Genomic DNA, 18,879 nt, shown 5'->3' with positions numbered 1-18,879 from the left:
GTCACCATGGACGATCTCGACGCCTACCTGCCGGCCGCGATCGACATGTTCATCGGCGAGGTCGGCGTGGACCCGACCGCCGGCGACGGTGGCCGCTCGTACCGCCGGAGGCTGGCGTCGCTGGTCAACGCGCAGCGGGTGTTCGCCCGCTTCGACGACGGGCGGGTTGTCTTCAAGGCGGAGATCGGATCGCTGTCGCGGCGGGTAGGTCAGATCCAGGGCGTATGGGTCGCTCCGGATCGCCGTGGTGAGGGACTGGGTATCGCGGGGACGGCGTCGGTTGCCGAGGCCGTGATCTCGCACGGCCGAACGCCGAGCCTTTACGTGAACAGCTTCAACGTCGCAGCGCGCGCCGCCTATGCGCGGGTGGGTTTCGTTGATGTCGGCACCTTTGCCACCATTCTCGTCGACTGAACTGGTGTTGCCCGGGCGTGGCACTCCGTCAAGCCGACGCGGCGGCCATAAACTCACCTCTTGATGTGGCAGTGGCGACGACGTGGAATCCAGGCGGCGAGTCTGGTGGTGTGTGCCCTCGTCGTGCTCGGAATCGCCGGTTGCGCAACCGATGAAGACGACGGACCCCGTCGAGCGGCCGAACGGTTCCTGACCGCGTTCAGCGCCCGCGACATCGTCGCGGCGGCAGCGCTCACCGACAATCCGCAGATCGCCCAGAACGCCATGAACAGCGCCTGGTCCGGTCTGGCCGCGCAGTCCATGGACGCAAAGGCGGGCAAGGTCGACATCACCGGTGACACCGCCGACGTCGCCGTCGACTATCAATGGCACCTGCCCCGCAGCCGCGACTGGGGTTATCGGGCGATGGTGCGGCTCGGACGGTCCGACAACGGTTGGGGAGTGCGGTGGGTGTCCACCAACATCCATCCGGGTCTCGGTGCCGACCAACGTCTTTCGTTGAGTATCACCGAAGCGCCGCGGGCCACCGTCAACGAGTCCGACGGCTCGGAGGTGATGGTCAACGGAACGGTCATCGGCGTCACCTTCGACGCCCATGAAGCGGCTGAGCAGGGGTCGGTCGCCGATTCGGTCACCCGCCTCGTCGAGGTGCTGCGCCCGTTCGACCGGACGCTGTCGGCACAGGTCATCGCCGAGGAGTCGACCGCCGAAAACGGGCCGTACCCGATCCTCCGGCTCAGCCGCCGGAACTTCGATCGCCTGCGCGACCGGCTCGCAATACCGGGTGTCGGACACAACGAGCAGGCCGAACTGGTGGCACGCGATCCGCGGTTCGCCCCGGCCCTGCTCTCGCAGGTCAAGCGCGTGGTCGACGGCGAGGTCGACGGTCGCGTCGGCTGGCGTGTCGCGACGGTCAATCCGAACGGGCTCGACGCCGACATCCTCGCCGATCACGCCCCGCAGGCCGCGCCGGCGGTGTCGCTGAGCCTGTCCCGTCAGGTGCAGAATGCGGCGCAGCGGGCGGTCAACGCCACCAACAACTTTCAGATCGCCATGGTGGTCGTTCAGCCGTCGACCGGGCGAATTCTGGCGGTCGCGCAGAACCCCGCCGCCGACCGCCAGGGGCCGATCGCCACCACCGGCCTGTATCCGCCGGGTTCGACCTTCAAGATGGTGACCGCCGCCGCAGCGATCAGTCGGAACATCGCGCATCCGGACACCATGGTGCCGTGCCCGGGTGAGATCCAGATCGGTCCTCGGCTGATCCCCAACTACGACGCGTTCTCGCTGGGCACCGTCCCGATGCTGACCGCGTTCGCGCAGTCCTGCAACACCACTTTCGCGAAACTGGCCAGCCAGATGGGTCCGTCGGATCTCGCGCACACCGCGGCGGCGATGGGCGTCGGACCGCAGTACTCGATCGCCGGCCTCGACGCGGTCTCCGGATCGGTACCCATCGCCACCGAGACCGTCGCGCGCAGCGAAGACGGCTTCGGTCAGGGAAGGGTACTGGTGAGCCCGCTCGGGCTGTCGCTGGTTGCCGCGACCGTGGCCAACAACGGCAAAGCTCCTGTGCCGCAACTGATCCTCGGCAAGCCGACTGCCGTCTCAGGGCCCACAGCGAGACTCGCGCCCGGCGTTGTCACTCAGTTGCGGCCGATGATGCGGGCCGTGGTCACCAGCGGCACCGCGACCACCATCGACGGACTGGGTGCCATCTTCGGCAAGACCGGTGAGGCCGAGTTCAACGGTGGTTCGCACGCGTGGTTCGCGGGCTACCGAGGCGACCTCGCCTTCGCCACACTCGTTGTGCGCGGCGGCGATTCGAACAATGCGGTCGGCGTCACCCGAGACTTCTTCAACTTCCTGCCGCCCGGCTACGCGGCCTGACTGATCCGAAGAGTACTGCTGTCGGCCTCCAGAACTGGGGTATGCGGAGACTTCGCGGCGGCCGTCCCACCAAAACTAGGGGAAGAAGTTTCTTCCGCGAGGTTCGGAGTCGTCCCCCAGAAAATTCGCGGGGAGGACTCCAAGGGTAGGAGACGAGTTTTCTTACCCGCGGTTTCTCGCGACGAGTGCGGATTCTGAGCACCTCGGCCGGTCCGGCCTCACCGATGCGGAAGGACCAGCAGCCGACCGTCGTGCTCGATGACCTCGACCGGATGATCGTAGGTCTCCGTGAGCAATTCGGGCGTCATCACCTCGCGTGTCGGGCCGGCGGCGAGCAACTTGCCCTCCTTCATGACCGCGACCCGGTCGGCGTAGGCGGCCGCGAGCGACAGGTCGTGGACGACGAGGAGTACCGCGGCACCGTCGTCGCGGTGCGCGCGCAGGATGTCGAGAACCTGCTCTTGATGCCGGATGTCGAGGGCCGCGGTCGGTTCGTCCAGCATCATCACCGGGGTGTCCTGGGCGACGGCGCGGGCGAGCGACACCCGGGCCTGCTGGCCGCCGGACAACTGCGAGAAGGGCCGATCGGCGATGTCGGTGAGGTCGCAGCGTCGCATCGCGTCGTCGATGATCTCTGGAGAGCGGGCCGCATCGGGGGTGCGCAGCCACGGGTAGCGACCCATCTCGACCACCTCGGCCACGGTGAACGGCGTGTCCGCGCGATTCTGTTGAGTGACCAGTGATCGATGACGGGCCAACTCCCGCATCGGGATCGAGCCGATCGCGATCCCGTCGATCCACACCTGTCCACGGCGCAGCGCGCGCGTGCCGGACAGCACCGACAGCAGGGTCGACTTGCCGCAGCCGTTGGGGCCGACGAGCGCGACCAACTCTCCCGGGTGGACATGCAGCGACACCTCGCGCACCACGTCGCGACCACCGAGTTCGACGGACACCTCCTGCGCCAGGATCCCCGTCGTGTCGGGGCTCACCAGCCCGCTCCGGCGTGCCGGCTGCGGCGCAACAGGACGAAGAACACCGGGCCGCCGATCAGCGCCGTGAACACCCCGATCGGCAGTTCGCCTACTCCGGGAGCCGCACGCGCCGCGAGGTCGGCGGCGGTGATGACGAGCGCTCCGCCGATCACGCTGGTGGGCAACAAGATCGAATGTCGAGGACCGACTATGAGCCGCATCACGTGGGGAACCACCAGGCCGACGAACATGATGATGCCCGCGAACGCCACCGCGGCGGCGGTGAGGATGGAGACCAGCACGATCGCCTGGCGTCGGACCAACTCCACGTTCACACCGAGCGAGGCGGCCTGGATCTCGCCGAGCGCAAGCAGATCCAGCTTGTGGACGAGGATCATCGACGCGGCGATGCCGGCGACGATCAGGGGTGCCGACACCCACACTTCGTTCCAGCCCTTGCCGCTGAGTGAGCCCAGTTGCCAGAACACGATCTGCTCGCGCTGTTCGGTGCTCGCCACCGAGGTGAGGTAGGCGATGATGCCGAGTGCGAACGCGTTGACCGCAATGCCGGTCAGTATCAACATGATTGCCGACGACGAGCCGTCCCGCAGCGAGAGGATGTAGATGGCGAATGCGGTGAAGAGACCGAAGACGAACGCGGCGCCGGCGATTGCCCAGTTGGCGGAGAGGGTCCCTTCGCCCACGGTGGTTCCGCCGGTCATGACGATCATCAGGCACGCGCCGACCGCGGCTCCCGACGAGACGCCGATGATGCCGGGTTCGGCCAGGGGATTCGCGAGCACGCCCTGCAGGAGACAACCGCCTGCACCCAGCGCGGCCCCGACCAGCAGCCCCAGGACGATGCGTGGGAAGCGGACGTTCCAGAGGGCGGCCTCGCCCAGCGGATGGCTCGGCAGTGGCCCGACGTCGAGGTAGAAGTGGTGCAGCAGCGACCCCAGGACTTCCGACGGCGGTACCACGACCTGCCCGGTGCCCGCCGACACGAGAACCAGGATCGCGGTGATGAGCAGCATGGCCGCGACCACCACCACATTGCGGGTGCGGTGTCGCGATCGGGTCGTGGGCGGTGTCGTCGTCGGCGCACTCATGTGTAGATCGCCCGTGCCAATGCGGCGACGACCTCGCCGACCTCCGGTCCGAACGCGAGGATCTTGGTCTGGTCCATCTGCACGACGCGACGATGACGGCCGGCGTCGGTTTCCGCGATACCCGGCAGGGCGAGAACACCGTCCGGTCCGCCGACGGTCGCGGCGCCTTCGGTCATCACCAGGATCACATTGGGATTCGCCGCGAGCATGACCTCCGCGTTCACCTGCGTCAGCGGTTCGTCGATGTGTGCGTGTTCGGCGGCGTCGCGTCCGCCGACGGCGGCGATCAAGTCGTCGGCGCCGGAACCCGGACCGAGCAGGTACAGGATCGCGGGTCCGCGAATGTAGATGAAGGCCATCACCGGATCCCCGGACGGTGAAGGCACCAGTCGTCGGGCTGCTGCCAACTCGGAATCGGTGCGTGCGTTGAGGAGTTCGCCTTCCCGGGGCACACCGAGCGCGGTCGCGACCGCACGGGTGAGCGCGTTGTTGGACGCGAGATTGCGCGCACCGGGAAACACCACGACCGTCACATCCGAACTGCGAATCTGATCCACCGCGGTCTGCGGCAGGGTGGCGTCGGTGACCAGCAGGATCGTCGGGGCCAGCGCGAGAACGGATTCCGCGTTCAGGGTGTGTCCGCGGTTGGTCACGACCGGCAGTCGCAGCGCCGATGGAAAAGCGGTCGACGTGTCCCGACCCACCACGTGCGAGCCCAGGCCCAGCGAGAACACGAGGGTGCCCAGTGTGCCATTGCGGTCGACCGCGATGATCCGGCTGACGTCGGTCACCGTGACCTTGCCGTAGCGCAGCGAATCGACCGTCACCGGTAGTCGCGCCGGCGGATCGGTGGCGATCGGTTCCACGTCGTCGGACGGGAGGGTCGCCGTCTGCGGACCATCACGCAGATGTTCGGCCGGGGCCACCGATGTCGGCGCCTGCTCGATCGGTGCGACAAAGCAACCTGTCGCGGTGATCGCCACGAATGCGAGCGCGACGGGCACCGCAGTCGCTCGCACGAGAGTGCCGATCCGGCCCATGGTGTCCTTCGCCCTCCGATGCGGTGTCGTTGCTATTGCGGTGTCGTTGTTACTGTCACCTTAGTGAGTGCGGTGTTGTCACCTTCGTCGTGGCCGCGCCGCCGACCGTCGCCCGTCGGCTCTCACATAAACTGGTTCCCATGTCTGTCCGCGCCCCGTTGAAGCCCGGTGTCGTCTCGCCGACCCTGTCGGTACCCGAATCGATCGAACGTCCCGAGTACGCGTGGAAAGCGACCGTCAACGAGGGCCACGAGCCGTGGGTCCAGACGCCGGAGACCATCGAGAAGGTGCGGATCGCCAGCAGGATTGCCGCCAACGCGCTGGCCGAGGCCGGTAAGGCCGTCGCTCCGGGGGTCACCACCGACGAGCTCGACCGGATCGCTCACGAGTACATGATCGATCACGGTGCGTACCCGTCGACCCTGGGCTACAAGGGCTTCCCGAAATCGTGCTGCACATCACTGAATGAGGTGATCTGCCACGGCATCCCGGATTCGACGGTCATCGCCGACGGCGACATCGTCAACATCGACGTCACCGCCTACATCGACGGCGCGCACGGCGACACCAATGCGACCTTCCTTGCCGGCGACGTATCCCAGGAGGCCGCCGATCTCGTCGAGCGCACCCGTATCGCCACCGAACGCGCGATCAAGGCGGTGAAACCGGGTCGAGAGCTCAACGTGATCGGCCGGGTGATCGAGTCGTACGCGAATCGGTTCGGCTATAACGTGGTTCGCGACTTCACCGGGCACGGCATCGGCGAGACCTTCCACAACGGCCTCGTCGTCCTGCACTACGACGAGCCCAACGTCGACACCGTGATCGAACCCGGCATGGTCTTCACGATCGAGCCGATGATCAACCTGGGCGCGCTGCCCTGGGAGCTGTGGGACGACGGCTGGACCGTGGTGACCGCCGACCGGCGGTGGACCGCGCAATTCGAGCACACGCTGGTCGTCACCGACCAGGGAGCCGAGATCCTCACCCTGCCCGACGCCTGACGGTCGGGGGTCCGTGCAGCGCGGATTGTGCGTTCCGGCGTGCATCCCTGCCGCCGACTGAGCACATTCTCGCCCGCCGCCGGGTGTCGCGCGCCTATTCTGTGTCCGAATCCGTTCCGTCACAGCGAAGAGACGAGAGGTCGAGGCCATGGGTGCTACCGAGGTTCAGACGGCACGGCGGTCACCGAACCGGCGAGGTTGTGGCCGGACTCCGAAGACGATCGCCGGCATCGCCGTGTCGGTCGGAATGGTCCTGACGATCGGCGCCTGCGGTGACGATTCATCCGACGCGGGCTCGCCCGCATCCGGTTCGACCAGCGCAACCTCGACCGCTTCGACAACCACGACGACGGCTGTGCTGCCGACCGCGACGGCCGCCCAGCTCGTGCTGCCGGAAGCGGATTTCCCACCACTCGCCGGCGGGAAGTTCTCGCTGGAGACCGGCCCCGACGATGACGACAGCGACATCACCGTCGACAACCCGGAATGCCAGGACTTCGTCAAGAACAACGATCGAGACGAGCCGGGGGTCGACAGGGCCGAACGCAAGATCGAGGCAGACATCAGCGGTGGCGGCGACCAAAGCTACACCGCGGGTGTCAAGAAGAGCATCGACCTCGACTACACCGACAACTTCGCGAGGATCTTGGCCACCTGCGCAGCGTTCGGGGTGACCATCCGCGACGACGGCAAGGACATCCCGGCGAGAGTGACCATGGAGCGGATCACCTTGCCCGGTATCACCAGCCCCTACAACGCGGTGCGCATGGTCGTGACCGTCGTTCAGGGAACCACCACGGTGTCCGTCGTGAACCAACTGTTGCTCGGTGTCGAGCGGGGTACCTCCTTCAAGGCCGGGTATGGCCTCACCAGCACCACCGGGCCGACGGTGGGTCCCGATGTGAACACCAACCTCGTACGGATGTTCGTCGCGCAGCGCGCCCGGATCGCGGCGGCCCAGTAGGGCGTCAGTACCCGTCGGCACCATTACACGTCGGGCCAGGCTCGGTCAGGGCAAGGTGACCTTGACCGGCGTCTGGATGGTTTCGGTGGTTCCGTTGCCGACTTGGCCGTCGCCGTTGAGGCCCCAGCAGTAGAGATCGTCACCCGAGATGGCGCACACCGTGGCACTGCTGATGGACACTGCCGTGACGTTGTCGACGCCGTCGACTCGCGCAGGCGTGCCGTCGGTGGCCGCACTGCGATTACCCCAGCAATACGCCGACGAACTCGCCGCGGAGCAACCCGAGTAGGCGGCGGCGGACACATCGGTGGCTCCGCTCACGGCGATCTTTGTGGGTGTCAGCCGGTTGGTCTTGGTTCCGTCGCCGAGCTCGCCGTCGCTGTTGGAGCCCCAGCAGTAGACGTCACCGCCCGACACCGCGCACGACGAGTACAGGCTCGTCCCGATCGAAGTCGCCGTGGTCAGCCCCGACACCCTCGTCGGTGTGTAGCGATTGGCGGTGGTGCCATCGCCGACCTGCCCCTTGTCGTTGTTACCCCAGCAATACGGGGCTCCGCCGGCAATGGCGCAGGTGGTCGTGTGTTCGGTGTCGATGTCGGTGACGTCGGAGATACCGGCCACCAGGGTCGGCGTGGACACCGATGCGGTGTTGCCGGTGCCGACCTGCCCGTCTATGTTGTTGCGCCAGCAGTATGCTTTCGCATCGCTGATCGCGCAGATGGTGAGGCCCGCGGAGATCTTCGTGACCGTTCCCAGGCCAGTGATCGGTGTCGGACTGGTTGCCGAGCGTCCCTCGCCGATCCCGTAACCCCAGCAGTAGGCCTGGCCGCCTGCCACCGCGCAGGTGGTACCCAGGCCACCCACGCTCACCTGGGTGGCGTTGCTGATGCCCGGCACGCGGGTGGGCACGGTGCGGTTTGTGGTGGTGCCGTCGCCGACCGCCCCGTATTCGTTGTTGCCCCAGCAATAGACGTTGCCCAGTTTCACCGCGCACGTGGTGTCGCCGCCGGCCGCGACACTCTGTAGTACCCCCGAGACGGGAGCCGCGGAACTCGACGTGGACTCGGTCGATTCACCGGCCGTTGTGGTGGTCGAATCGTCATCGTTTCCGCCGGTCAGCGCGACGGTGGTCCCGATGATCGCCCCGAGGACGACGAGCACGCCGATCACTGCAGCGACGATCAGACCGTAGCGGCGACCGGACGAGGGGCCCGGTGGCATGCCGGGCTGCGGCCCGGTGCCCTGGTAGTAGTTCGGCGGCGGACCGGTGAGGCCGTATCCCGGATAGGGCCCGTTGACCGGCTGCATGGCGGTTGGTGGTCGGCCCGACGGAGTGAATGGGCCGGGGTGTGGTCCGGACGGTCCTTGCCGTGGGGGCGAGGTCGATGGCGGCTGCGGGGGTGTGGGTGCAGCGACACGGGTGACGTCCGGGGACGCTGTCGCGACCGCACGTGCCAACGCCGCGGCGAAATCCGAGCAGGAGGCGTAGCGGTCTTCAGGCCGCTTCGCCAGCGCTCGTGCGAACACCGGGTCGAGCCAGGCGAGGGACGGATTCTGTGCACTCAGGCGAGGTATGCCGCCGGACAGATGCCCGGTGATCAAGGTCGCCGGAGTGTCCCCGGCGACCGGTTGCCGGCCGGTCAGCAATTGGAAAGCCGTGCAGGCCAGCGCGTATTGGTCCGAGGCCGGCCCGGCGTCGACGCCGGTCAGCAGCTCCGGCGCCGCGTAGGCGAGAGTGCCGATGAACAGATTGGTCGCCGTCATTTTTGCCGAGTCGATCAGGCGGGCGATCCCGAAGTCGAGCACTGTGACCCGCGAGATCCGACCAGACTGGTCCCTGCGCACCAAGATGTTGGCGGGTTTGATGTCCCGGTGGATCACGCCGCGGCCATGGGCGTAGTCGAGGGCCTCGGCGACCTTGGTGACAATCGTCGACACGTCCGCGGGCGGCAGGGCGGGGCTGGCGTTGAGGTCGCTGCCCTCGAGGTAACTCATCGAGAACCATGGGCTTCCGTCCTCGACGCCGTAGGTGTAGAGCGTCACGATTCCCGGATGGTCCAGCGCTGCCGCTGTACGGGCCTCGTTGCCGAACCGTTCGTGGAAGGTGGGGTCGGTGGGGTTGGCCGAGATGATCTTGAGGGCTTCGAGACGGCCCAGGGACAGATGTTCGGCGAGGTAGACCTGCCCCATCCCGCCCTCGCCGAGTAGGCGGATGATGCGATATCCGGCGAATCGAGCACCGGGTTGCAAGGCAACCACGCTTCACCCCCTACCTGCTAGTTGGGCAGCTCACCCCGAACCGCGCCCGTGGCCACACGATAGCGTGTGGGTGAAATCCCATGCCAAGCCGCGGTGCCGGTGACGACACGCGAGTCGCTCGCCGTACCCTGGCGTCGTGACAGGACTGCGCGGTGCGATGCTCGTCGGTGGGACGAGCAGCGACGCCGGGAAGAGCCTGGTCGTCGCAGGTCTGTGCCGGGCGCTGAACCGACTCGGCGTCCGCGTGGCGCCGTTCAAGGCGCAGAACATGTCCAACAACTCTGTGGTCACCCCGGACGGGGGTGAGATCGGCCGAGCCCAAGCACTACAGGCATTTGCGTGTGGCCTGGAACCGTCGACCCGATTCAACCCCGTCCTGCTGAAGCCGGGAGGCGATCGCCGCTCGCACGTGGTGCTGCGCGGACAACCTGCGGGCGAAGTGGGTGCTGCGGACTACGTGCGTTGGCGGGGACGTCTCGCCGACGTGGTCGCCGACGAGTTCGAGTCGCTGCGACGTGACTTCGACGTCGTGATCGCCGAGGGGGCAGGTTCGGTCGCCGAGATCAACCTGCGTCGCACCGACATCGCCAATTTTGGTCTGGCACAACGGCATCGGCTTCCGGTTCTGCTCGTCACCGATATCGATCGGGGCGGTTCGCTGGCCCACCTGTTCGGCACGACGGCGATCCTCGACCCGGCTGATCAGGCACTGATCACCGCCTTTGTCGTCAACAAGTTCCGCGGGGATCCCTTGATACTCGAACCCGGACTCGAGCGCCTGCGGGAACTGACCGGCCGGAGCACCCTCGGTGTGCTTCCGTATGCCAACGATCTGTGGCTCGACGCCGAGGACTCGCTCAACGCGCCGGTCGGTCGACGCGTCGGACCGCTCGACGAGATCGCCTCGGGTGGCCCAGAACGATTGTCGGTGGCGGCGATCAGGTTGCCGCGAATCTCGAACTCCACCGATGTGGAGGCCCTCGCGTGTGAACGAGGAGTGGATGTGACCTGGGTCGACGACCCGGGAAGCGTGTATGCCGCCGACCTGGTGGTGTTGCCCGGGACCCGCGCCACGGTCTCCGACCTGGGCTGGTTGACGGCGCGGGGCATCGGCGACGCCCTGGTGGCGCGCGTCCGGCGGGGTGCTCCGATCGTGGCGATCTGCGGCGGGTTTCAGATGCTGGCCCGCAGCATCGACGATCCGGTCGAGTCCGGTGCCGGACGAGTCGACGGTCTGGGCATCCTCGACCTCGACGTGACATTCGACTCGGGGAAGACGCTGCGACGGGTCGCCGGCGCCGTGGACGGGCACCGTGTCGAGGGCTATGAGATCCATCACGGACGAATCGTGGGCTCCACCGAAGACGTGTGGCTCGTCGACGACGTCCACGGAGGAGAGGGTGCCACGCGCGGAGCGGTCCGTGGGACCCACTGGCACGGACTCCTTGCCAACAACGATTTCCGCCGTGACCTGCTGCGACGCGTCGCAGCAGAGGCCGGTAAGCCCGGGTTCGAGCCTGCGCCCGACATCGATGTCGGCGCCATCCGGCAGGCGCAGGTCGACTTGATGGCTGATCTGATCACCGCCAACATCGACATGTCCGCGGTCGTGGACATCATCGCCGACGGCCCGCCGGTGATGCCGACGATCACCCATCGCCTGGAACCGTCCGAATGACCACGACCGGTTTGGGCACCGAGTGTCACCGCAGTTGTCGTATCGGTCACCTATCGTGGGGCGGGTGGAGACAGAACTGCGGTCGGTGACCGTCGGAGACCTCACCTTCGATGTCCGCATCGGCGGACCGGACCGGGGACCCTGGGTGCTGCTGCTACACGGGTTTCCGGTCAACGGCTCGTGCTACGACGCGGTGGTACCGAGGCTGCACGAATCGGGCCTGCGGACCATCGTCCCCGATCAGCGCGGCTACAGCCCGGGTGCGCGCCCCGACGACGTCGATGCCTACCGGATGAAGCACATCGTGTCCGATGCCGTCGGCCTGCTCGACGCGCTCGAGGTGAGCTACGCGATCCTCGTCGGACACGACTTCGGGGGTGTCGTCGCCTGGCATCTGGCGGCCAACCATCCGGATCGGTTCACCGGCCTGGTGGCGGTGTCGATGGGCCATCCGAGCGCGATGCGGGAGGCGGTGAAGGACGGCGATCAGCGTGAGAGATCGTCCTACATCAAGGAATTCGTCACCGAAGGCATCGAGGACAAATTCCTCGCCAAGGGCGGTGCGTGGCTGCAGCAGTTGGGTGTGAGTGCCGAGGAGATACCTCCGCTGCGCGAGCCGGGCGCGATGACCGCGGCGGTCAACTGGTACCGCGCCAACCTCGTGTCGGACATCTCCGCCAACATGTCCTGCGGTCCGGTCGAGATCCCGACCACCCTGGTGTGGAGCGACAGCGACCCGTCGATCGGCCGAGGGCCGGCCACCGGGTCGGCGCGCTACGTCTACTCCGAGTTCCGGTTCTGCGAACTCCCCGACGTCGACCACTGGGTTCCGCAGAATGCCGCGCCCGCCCTCGCCAGCGAGATCGCATTGCGGTCGGCGGTGTTCTGAATTAGCCGAGGTTGGTGACCAACCGCTGAACTGGGGAAATGCGCCAGCGTCCTGCCCGCAAAATCTAGGGGAAGAACTTCTTCCCCGGGTTTCATAGTCGTCCGCGAGAAATTTCTGGGGGAGGACACCAAGGGTAGGGGAAGAGGTTTCTTCCATTATTTTCTTGTGGCGACGGCGATTTTCAGAAACCGCGTGTCTGGTCAGAAACCCGAGGCGCACCAGTGGTTTGTGGCCACACCTGAGGTTTCTGGCGACAAGTGCGGTTTCCGCGACCGGCTCGCGGTGCCTCTCAGATGTCGAGACCGAGCAGCGCGTTCTCGAGCACCTCGGGCATGGCGGGGTGAATCCAGTACTGGCCACGGGCCATGTCGGGTACGTGCAGACCGAAGGACATCGCCTGGATGACCGGCTGGATCACCGTCGGTGCCTGCGGTCCGATGATGTGGCAGCCCAACAGTTCTCCGGTGCCGCGTTCGGCGATCAGCTTGCAGAAGCCGGAGGTGTCCTCCATCGCCCAGCCGTAGGCCACATCGCCGTAGGCCTGCACCTTGACGGTGATGTCGCGACCCGACGCGCGAGCCTGGGCCTCGGTCATCCCGACGTACGCGATCTGCGGGTGAGTGAACACGGCCGCAGGTACGTACCGGTGGTCGAAGCTCGCCAGATCCGCTGCGTCCCAACCCTTCAGGAGGTTGGCCTGCACCACCCGTTCCTCGTGGTTGGCCACGTGTTTGAGCTGATACGGCGAGCTCACGTCGCCGAGGGTCCACACGCCACGGGCGGCGGTCCGACCGTGCTCGTCGCAGACGACCCGACCCTCGGCGTCGAGGTCGATGCCCACAGATCCGAGACCCAGCCGGTCGCCGTTGGGCTCGCGGCCGGTCGCGACCAGCAGCGCGTCGGCGTCGAGCGACGTGCCATCGTCGAGAGCGATTCGTACGCGGCCGTCGGGCAGGTTCTCGGCTCCGGCCAGTGTTGCATCGAGGTGGACGTCCCACTTGGCCGACGCCAATTCGGTGAAGCGGGTGGCGATGTCGTCGTCGAGCTTGCGCAGCAGGCGCCCACTGCGGGCGATCATCGACACCCGGCTGCCCAGCGCGCCGAACACGTGCGCGAATTCCGCCGCGATGTAACCACTTCCGACGATCACCAGATGCTCGGGCAGCTTCGGCAGCCGCATCACGTCGTTGTTGGTGTGGTAGCGGACGCCGGAATCGGCGATCGGCTGCGGGATGGTCGGGCGCGATCCCGCGGCCAGAACCACCTCGGACGCCAGTACCAGGGCGTCGGCGGTGACCAGCCGATAGCGGCCCTGGTCGTCGCGGCCGTCGAACTCGACATGCGACGAGTAGACGGTGATGTTCTCGCACCGCTGTTCGCGATACTCCCGACCGCCCGCCGAGATCGGATCGATCCGGCCGAACACCCGGTCCACGATCGCCGGCCAGTCGACGGATTCCACGCGCGAGTGCACACCGAGTCGATCGGCGTGCGTGGCGATCTCGGCGACTTCGGCGGCGTAGACGAACATCTTCGTCGGGATACAACCGACGTTGAGGCAGGTGCCGCCGTAGACGCCTTCCTCGAAGATGGCGATGGACTTCTCGGCGAACCGGTCGTCGGGGATCGAGTTGCCGCTGCCGGAGCCGATGATGGCCAGATCGACCACCTGGGTCACCGTCGTTGTCGCGGTCATGCGTTGACCCCCCGCGTCGGCTCCACGACGTGGCCGAGCCAGCCGTCCACCTCGCGGTAGGCGCATTCCCGAACCTGCGCTCGGGAGAGGAACACGTCGTGCCGTGCGCCGGGAATGGGCACCACCGAGACGCGATCGCCGAGACAGCCACTCCAGCGCGCGATGTGGCCGACGTCGACCACGACATCAGCAACGTCGACCGACTCCGAATAGCGGCGCGAGAAGTATGTTTTGTCTGATCGAAGGACCAGTGACGGCACACCCACGTCGATACCGCGATGTAGTCGGCGCTGACCGGTGCGGACGGCGTCGAGCCAGCCGAAGGTCACCGGGAATCCGCCCAGAGGCTTCACCTTGAGGTCGTAGGCCCATTCGCCGTTCACGCTCTCGTGAATGCTCTCGCCGTAGACGCCCGAGAGTTCACGCGGGATGACTCGCTTGGGCGCAACCGCGGCCACCGCCTTGATCAAAATCGTGATCGGAAGGGTCCGCAGCAGCGCGTCACCCTGCAGGTCGAACCAGGGGCTGTTGAGCAGCAGACCGTCGACACGGGCATGACGCGCGGGGTCGGAGCCGCGCAGCCGATCCAGCCAGAGGGAGGCGATGAGGCCACCGGTCGAATGCGCTGCGACGAGGATCGGTGTGTCGGCGCCCACTTCGGCGGTGATGATGTCGAGCGCCTTGTCGAGTTCTTCGTCGTACGCGTCGAGGTCGGTGGTGAAATGCGGGGTGTGCTGCTCACCGAGAGATCGTCCGCACTTGCGCAGGTCGATCGCGTAGAAGGCGTATCCGCGGTGGTGGAAGTGGTCGGCGAGAGGCTCGTGGAAGAAGTAATCCGTGAAGCCGTGGATGTAGAGGACGGCTCCTCGGGGGCGTTCTTCGGGCGGTTCGTTCGACGGTTTCCGCACGAGGGTCGCGGTGATGGGGTCCTCGCCGTCCGGGTCGGGTCCCAGTGGGATGGTGCGAAGCTGGTAGTGGTCCAGGAAACGGTCCGGCTGCCAATCGGTGCCTGGGGAAGCGGTCACGACGTCCACCATAGTGATGTCGGATCGTCGTCGGCTGTGTCGCCCAGCCCACACTTGTCCAGGTCGATTCCGATTCGGTGGGGGTGATGGGGAACAATGGCCCTAGATCGTGGAAGTGCAAGCAGTGCGTCGAACTGCAAACAGTGAAGTGGAGTCCAGGTGTCGAAACCGGTGATCAAGACTGACGTCGCGCTGGTGGGCGCGGGCATCATGAGCGCGACCCTCGGAGCGCTGATCCGGCAGTTGCAGCCCGACTGGTCGATCGCGCTCTTCGAGCGCCTCGATGCCGCCGCCGCGGAGTCCAGCGATCCGTGGAACAACGCCGGTACCGGGCACTCGGCGCTGTGTGAACTGAACTACACCCCGAAGACGGCCGACGGTGACGTCAACATCGACAAGGCGATCACCATCAATGAGCAGTTCCAGGTGTCGCGCCAGTTCTGGGCACATGCGGTCGACGAGGGCATTCTCGGCAGCCCCAGCGAGTTCATCAATCCGATCCCGCACGTCGCGTTCACCCACGGCGACGCCGGCGTCGAGTATCTGCGCAAGCGTCACGACAAGCTGTCCCGGGAAACCCTGTTCGAGGGCATGGAATTCATCGACGACCCGGCCGTCTTCTCCGACCGGCTCCCACTGATGGCCGCCGGTCGGGACTTCGCCGATCCGATCGCCCTCAACTGGTTCACCGAGGGCACCGACGTCGATTTCGGTGCGCTGACCCAGCAGCTCCTCAACTACGTCGGACAGAACGCCGACATCTTCTTCGGCCACTCGGTCACCAACCTCAGCAAGCAGTCCGACGGCAGCTGGATCGTCAAGGTCAAGAACACCCGTACCGGCGAGAAGCTCACGGTGCACGCCAAGTTCGTGTTCGTCGGAGCCGGTGGCGGCGCACTGCACCTGTTGCAGAAATCGGGCATCAAGGAGGCCAAGGGCTTCGGTGGTTTCCCGGTGTCCGGCGAGTTCTTCCGCTGCACCAACCCCGACCTGATCGGCGAGCACCAGGCCAAGGTCTACGGGCAGGCCGCCGTCGGTGCGCCGCCGATGTCGGTGCCGCACCTCGACACCCGCGTCATCAACCACAAGCCGGGACTGCTGTTCGGCCCGTACGCGGGCTGGTCGCCGAAGTTCCTGAAGAGCGGCAAGATCACCGACCTCCCGTTCTCGGTGAAGCCCAACAACCTGCTGCCGATGCTGTCGGTCGGCACCCAGGAGATGGGTCTGGTGAAGTACCTGCTCGGCGAGCTCGCCGCGAGTTTCGCCGACCGGGTCAAGACACTCTCGGAGTTCGTCCCGCGTGCCGACGGCTCCGACTGGGAGACGATCACCGCAGGTCAGCGCGTGCAGGTGATCCGCAAGACCGGTGTGGGCGGCAGCCTCGAATTCGGCACCGCCGTCGTCGCGGCGGGTGACGGCACCATCGCGGGCCTGCTCGGCGCCTCGCCGGGCGCGTCGACCGCGGTGCCTGCGATGCTGTCGGTCCTCGAGAAGTGCTTCCCGCAGGAGTACGCAGGCTGGTCGGCCAAGCTGACGACCATGATCCCGTCGTTCGGGCAGAAGCTGTCCGGCAACCGCGACCTCTATCGGGAGGTGTGGGATTGGACCAACGCCAGCCTGCAGCTCACCGACGCCCGTGGTGTGGCGGCGCCGACGACCGTGCAGGAGACCCTCGCGCCGGCCACTGCAGGCTGATCGACGCGGGTATGCGAACGCCCACGGGTGTGATAGTCACGACATCATGACCGCAGTTGGACAGGTGCACCGGAGTTGGGCCCTCGACCTCGACGTCGAGACGCTTTACCGCATCCTGCGGCTGCGGGTGGATGTCTTCGTGGTCGAACAGTCGTGTCCGTATCCCGAACTCGACGGTCGGGACCTCGAGCCGACCACCCGGCAGTTGTGGGTGGCCGACGACGACGGTGCCGTGTTGGCGACCCTGCGTCTGCTCGAGGATCCGCCCGCCTCCGATGGCGGGACCATGTTCCGGGTGGGACGGGTCTGCACCGACCGGGCATATCGCGGGCAGGGCCTCACGACGAGGCTGATGGAGACCGCGCTGGCCGAGGTCGGCGAGCGGCCGTGCCGGATCGAGGCACAGACCTATCTGACGCAGATGTACGCCACCTTCGGCTTTGTCGCCGAGGGTGACGAGTACCTGGAGGATGGCATTCCACACGTCTCGATGGTGCGTGGTGACGCATGACTGACTCGCGCGACTCAGAGTCCCGTGCGCGGTTCCCGTTCAGCGCAGTCGTCGGCCAGGAGCAGTTGAAGCTTGCGCTGATTCTTTCGGCGGTCTCGCCGGGCATCGGCGGCGTGCTGATCCGCGGCGAGAAGGGCACCGCCAAATCGACCATCGTGCGTGGTCTCGGCCCGCTCCTCTCCGACCATGCCGGCCGGGGCCGGGTGGTGGAACTGCCGATCGGCGCCACCGAGGACCGGGTGATCGGTTCGCTGGATCTGACGTCGGTGCTGCGGGATGGTCGCGCGGACTTCACACCGGGTCTGCTTGCACGCGCCGACGGCGGTGTGCTCTACATCGACGAGGTCAACCTGTTGGCCGACCATCTCGTCGACGTTTTGCTCGACGCGGCGGCGAGCGGTCGGGTCACCATCGAGCGAGATGGTGTGTCGCACACGCAATCCGCCGATTTCGTCCTGGTCGGGACGATGAATCCGGAGGAGGGTGAGCTGCGACCGCAGTTGCTCGACCGGTTCGGTCTCGCGGTAGATGTGGTGGCAGGCAAGGACATCGACGAGCGCGTGGAGGTCATCGCGCGACGCATGGCCTTCGACGCCGACCCGGAGACCTTCGTTGCCGAGCATGCCGACGACGAACATGAACTGGCCGAACGGATTTCGTCGGCACGGGCCGCGGTGGCCTCGGTTGAGCTGCCCGTCGCCGAACTACGTCGCATAGCGGGGATCTGTGCCCACCTCGAGGTCGACGGCCTGCGCGGCGACATCGTGGTCGCACGAACGGCCGCGGCGCACGCCGCGTGGCGTGGTGTCGACACCGTCGACGAGTCCGATGTGCGCGCCGCGGTGGCGCTTGCGCTCCCGCATCGTCGGCGCCGCAACCCGTTTGACGAGTCGGGGCTCACCGACGAGCAACTCGACGACGCGATGGACGCCGGCGACTCCGCAGCCGGGCCGCCCACTGATGGCCCAGACGCTGATGGTCCAGATGATGATGGTCCAGATGATGGCGGACCGGATGGGGATGGGCCGCAGGGGAATCCGCCGGAAGGCGGCACGAGCCAATCCCCTGCTCCCGAAGCCATCGACGCGCCATCCGACAGCGAATCATCGACGTCGCACAACGCTCCAGGACCCCGGTTCGGGCCTGCGACCACGCCGACCGGTCGGCGTCTGCGCACGCTGCGGGTCGAAGGGATCGGCGACGGCGAACCTGGGCGCCGCTCGCGCGCCCGCAGCCGTCGCGGCCAGACCACCCACGCCATCGACTTCGAACGGGGTCGCCCGGTGCACCTGTTCGCAACTGTGCTCAATGCGGCGGCGCGTTCGGCTCCGCGACCCCGGATCGTCGAACCCGACCTGCGCGCCGCACAGCGCGTCGGTCAGGAGTCGAACCTCGTGGTGTTTGTCGTCGACCTCAGCGGGTCGATGACCGCGCGGCGACGGCTGGCGGCGGTGTCGGAGCTGTGCGTCGACCTGCTCCGCGACTCCTACACCCGACGCGACCGGGTGGCCGTCGTCGTCGCTCGAGGTACGCAGGCGTCGTTGGTGGTTCCCCCGACCAAGTCCGTGGACATCGCCGTACGCCGACTCGCCGACGTCCGCACGGGCGGTCGGACTCCGCTCGCCGAAGGTCTGTTGATGGCGGCCGACGTGATCGAGCGATCGCGCCGCAGCGAGCCCGAGCGTCGTCCGCTGCTGGTGGTGCTCACCGATGGTCGCGCCACCGCGGGCC

At 66.9% G+C, this 18,879-nt stretch carries 15 protein-coding genes; 9 read left to right on the top strand and 6 right to left on the bottom strand.

Translation table 11 applies throughout. The annotated features are described in order from the left end of the window. Together ABZW74_RS21040 and ABZW74_RS21035 are read left to right on the top strand one after the other, a co-directional pair. Positions 1 to 414 (top strand): GNAT family N-acetyltransferase (locus ABZW74_RS21040; protein WP_355279087.1); only part of this gene is annotated, 414 nt, incomplete at its 5' end. A 63-nt stretch (positions 415 to 477) separates the two neighbouring features. Continuing rightward, complete coding sequence (locus ABZW74_RS21035; RefSeq protein WP_355279091.1) at positions 478 to 2,304, top strand: penicillin-binding transpeptidase domain-containing protein; 1,827 nt, start codon at positions 478 to 480, stop codon at positions 2,302 to 2,304. 218 nt (positions 2,305 to 2,522) lie between these two features. On the opposite strand, the gene ABZW74_RS21030 is transcribed toward ABZW74_RS21035, so the two are convergent. From ABZW74_RS21030 to ABZW74_RS21020, 3 genes are read right to left on the bottom strand one after another with little or no spacing between them, the layout of a single operon-like run. Continuing rightward, a complete protein-coding gene (locus tag ABZW74_RS21030; RefSeq protein ID WP_355279084.1) occupies positions 2,523 to 3,296 on the bottom strand; it encodes a heme ABC transporter ATP-binding protein in 774 nt (257 codons plus the stop codon). Further along, complete coding sequence (locus ABZW74_RS21025; protein ID WP_355279081.1) at positions 3,293 to 4,387, bottom strand: iron ABC transporter permease; 1,095 nt, start codon at positions 4,385 to 4,387, stop codon at positions 3,293 to 3,295. The genes ABZW74_RS21030 and ABZW74_RS21025 overlap by 4 nt, the downstream gene beginning before the upstream one ends. Further along, positions 4,384 to 5,427: an ABC transporter substrate-binding protein gene (locus tag ABZW74_RS21020; RefSeq protein ID WP_355279078.1), complete on the bottom strand. Its 1,044-nt coding sequence runs from the start codon at positions 5,425 to 5,427 to the stop codon at positions 4,384 to 4,386. Before ABZW74_RS21020 ends, ABZW74_RS21025 begins: the two co-directional genes overlap by 4 nt. Before the next feature lie 140 nt (positions 5,428 to 5,567). Here ABZW74_RS21020 and map point away from each other — a divergent pair, with 140 nt between their 5' ends. Together map and ABZW74_RS21010 are read left to right on the top strand one after the other, a co-directional pair. Next, positions 5,568 to 6,431, top strand: a complete 864-nt coding sequence (gene map, locus ABZW74_RS21015; protein ID WP_240856894.1) for a type I methionyl aminopeptidase — start codon at positions 5,568 to 5,570, stop codon at positions 6,429 to 6,431. Positions 6,432 to 6,579: 148 nt separating this feature from the next. Next, on the top strand, positions 6,580 to 7,395 hold the full coding sequence (locus tag ABZW74_RS21010) for a hypothetical protein (protein ID WP_240856895.1): 816 nt from the start codon (positions 6,580 to 6,582) through the stop codon (positions 7,393 to 7,395). A 45-nt stretch (positions 7,396 to 7,440) separates the two neighbouring features. Here the strand turns inward: ABZW74_RS21010 and ABZW74_RS21005 are convergent, their stop codons facing one another. Further along, positions 7,441 to 9,654 carry a protein kinase gene (locus ABZW74_RS21005; RefSeq protein WP_355279074.1) on the bottom strand — a complete coding sequence of 738 codons (2,214 nt, stop codon included), beginning with the start codon at positions 9,652 to 9,654 and terminating at the stop codon, positions 7,441 to 7,443. 157 nt (positions 9,655 to 9,811) lie between these two features. Between ABZW74_RS21005 and ABZW74_RS21000 the strand changes: the two genes are divergently transcribed. Continuing rightward, a complete protein-coding gene (locus ABZW74_RS21000) occupies positions 9,812 to 11,332 on the top strand; it encodes a cobyric acid synthase (protein ID WP_240857027.1) in 1,521 nt (506 codons plus the stop codon). 85 nt (positions 11,333 to 11,417) lie between these two features. Further along, positions 11,418 to 12,221 carry an alpha/beta hydrolase gene (locus tag ABZW74_RS20995; protein ID WP_240857028.1) on the top strand — a complete coding sequence of 268 codons (804 nt, stop codon included), beginning with the start codon at positions 11,418 to 11,420 and terminating at the stop codon, positions 12,219 to 12,221. A 289-nt stretch (positions 12,222 to 12,510) separates the two neighbouring features. Here the strand turns inward: ABZW74_RS20995 and ABZW74_RS20990 are convergent, their stop codons facing one another. After that, positions 12,511 to 13,917 (bottom strand): mycothione reductase, encoded by a 1,407-nt coding sequence (locus ABZW74_RS20990; RefSeq protein ID WP_240856897.1) that lies wholly within the window; start codon positions 13,915 to 13,917, stop codon positions 12,511 to 12,513. Then, on the bottom strand, positions 13,914 to 14,954 hold the full coding sequence (locus ABZW74_RS20985; RefSeq protein WP_240856898.1) for an alpha/beta hydrolase: 1,041 nt from the start codon (positions 14,952 to 14,954) through the stop codon (positions 13,914 to 13,916). Before ABZW74_RS20985 ends, ABZW74_RS20990 begins: the two co-directional genes overlap by 4 nt. 147 nt (positions 14,955 to 15,101) lie before the next feature. On the opposite strand from ABZW74_RS20985, the gene mqo reads away from it, so the two are divergent. The 3 genes from mqo to ABZW74_RS20970 all read left to right on the top strand — a co-directional run. Then, positions 15,102 to 16,637: a malate dehydrogenase (quinone) gene (mqo, locus tag ABZW74_RS20980; protein ID WP_240856899.1), complete on the top strand. Its 1,536-nt coding sequence runs from the start codon at positions 15,102 to 15,104 to the stop codon at positions 16,635 to 16,637. Positions 16,638 to 16,683: 46 nt separating this feature from the next. Continuing rightward, positions 16,684 to 17,148 carry a GNAT family N-acetyltransferase gene (locus tag ABZW74_RS20975; RefSeq protein ID WP_240856900.1) on the top strand — a complete coding sequence of 155 codons (465 nt, stop codon included), beginning with the start codon at positions 16,684 to 16,686 and terminating at the stop codon, positions 17,146 to 17,148. Further along, a partial coding sequence (locus tag ABZW74_RS20970; protein ID WP_355279070.1) for a VWA domain-containing protein occupies positions 17,145 to 18,879 on the top strand: 1,735 nt, incomplete at its 3' end. The genes ABZW74_RS20975 and ABZW74_RS20970, both read left to right, overlap by 4 nt.

It is taken from the genome of Gordonia sp. NPDC003585 (assembly GCF_040610755.1).
In the GTDB taxonomy this organism is placed as follows: domain Bacteria; phylum Actinomycetota; class Actinomycetes; order Mycobacteriales; family Mycobacteriaceae; genus Gordonia.
The sequence above is the reverse complement of the archived record's forward strand: the minus strand, read 5'-3'. Positions and strand labels throughout refer to the sequence as shown.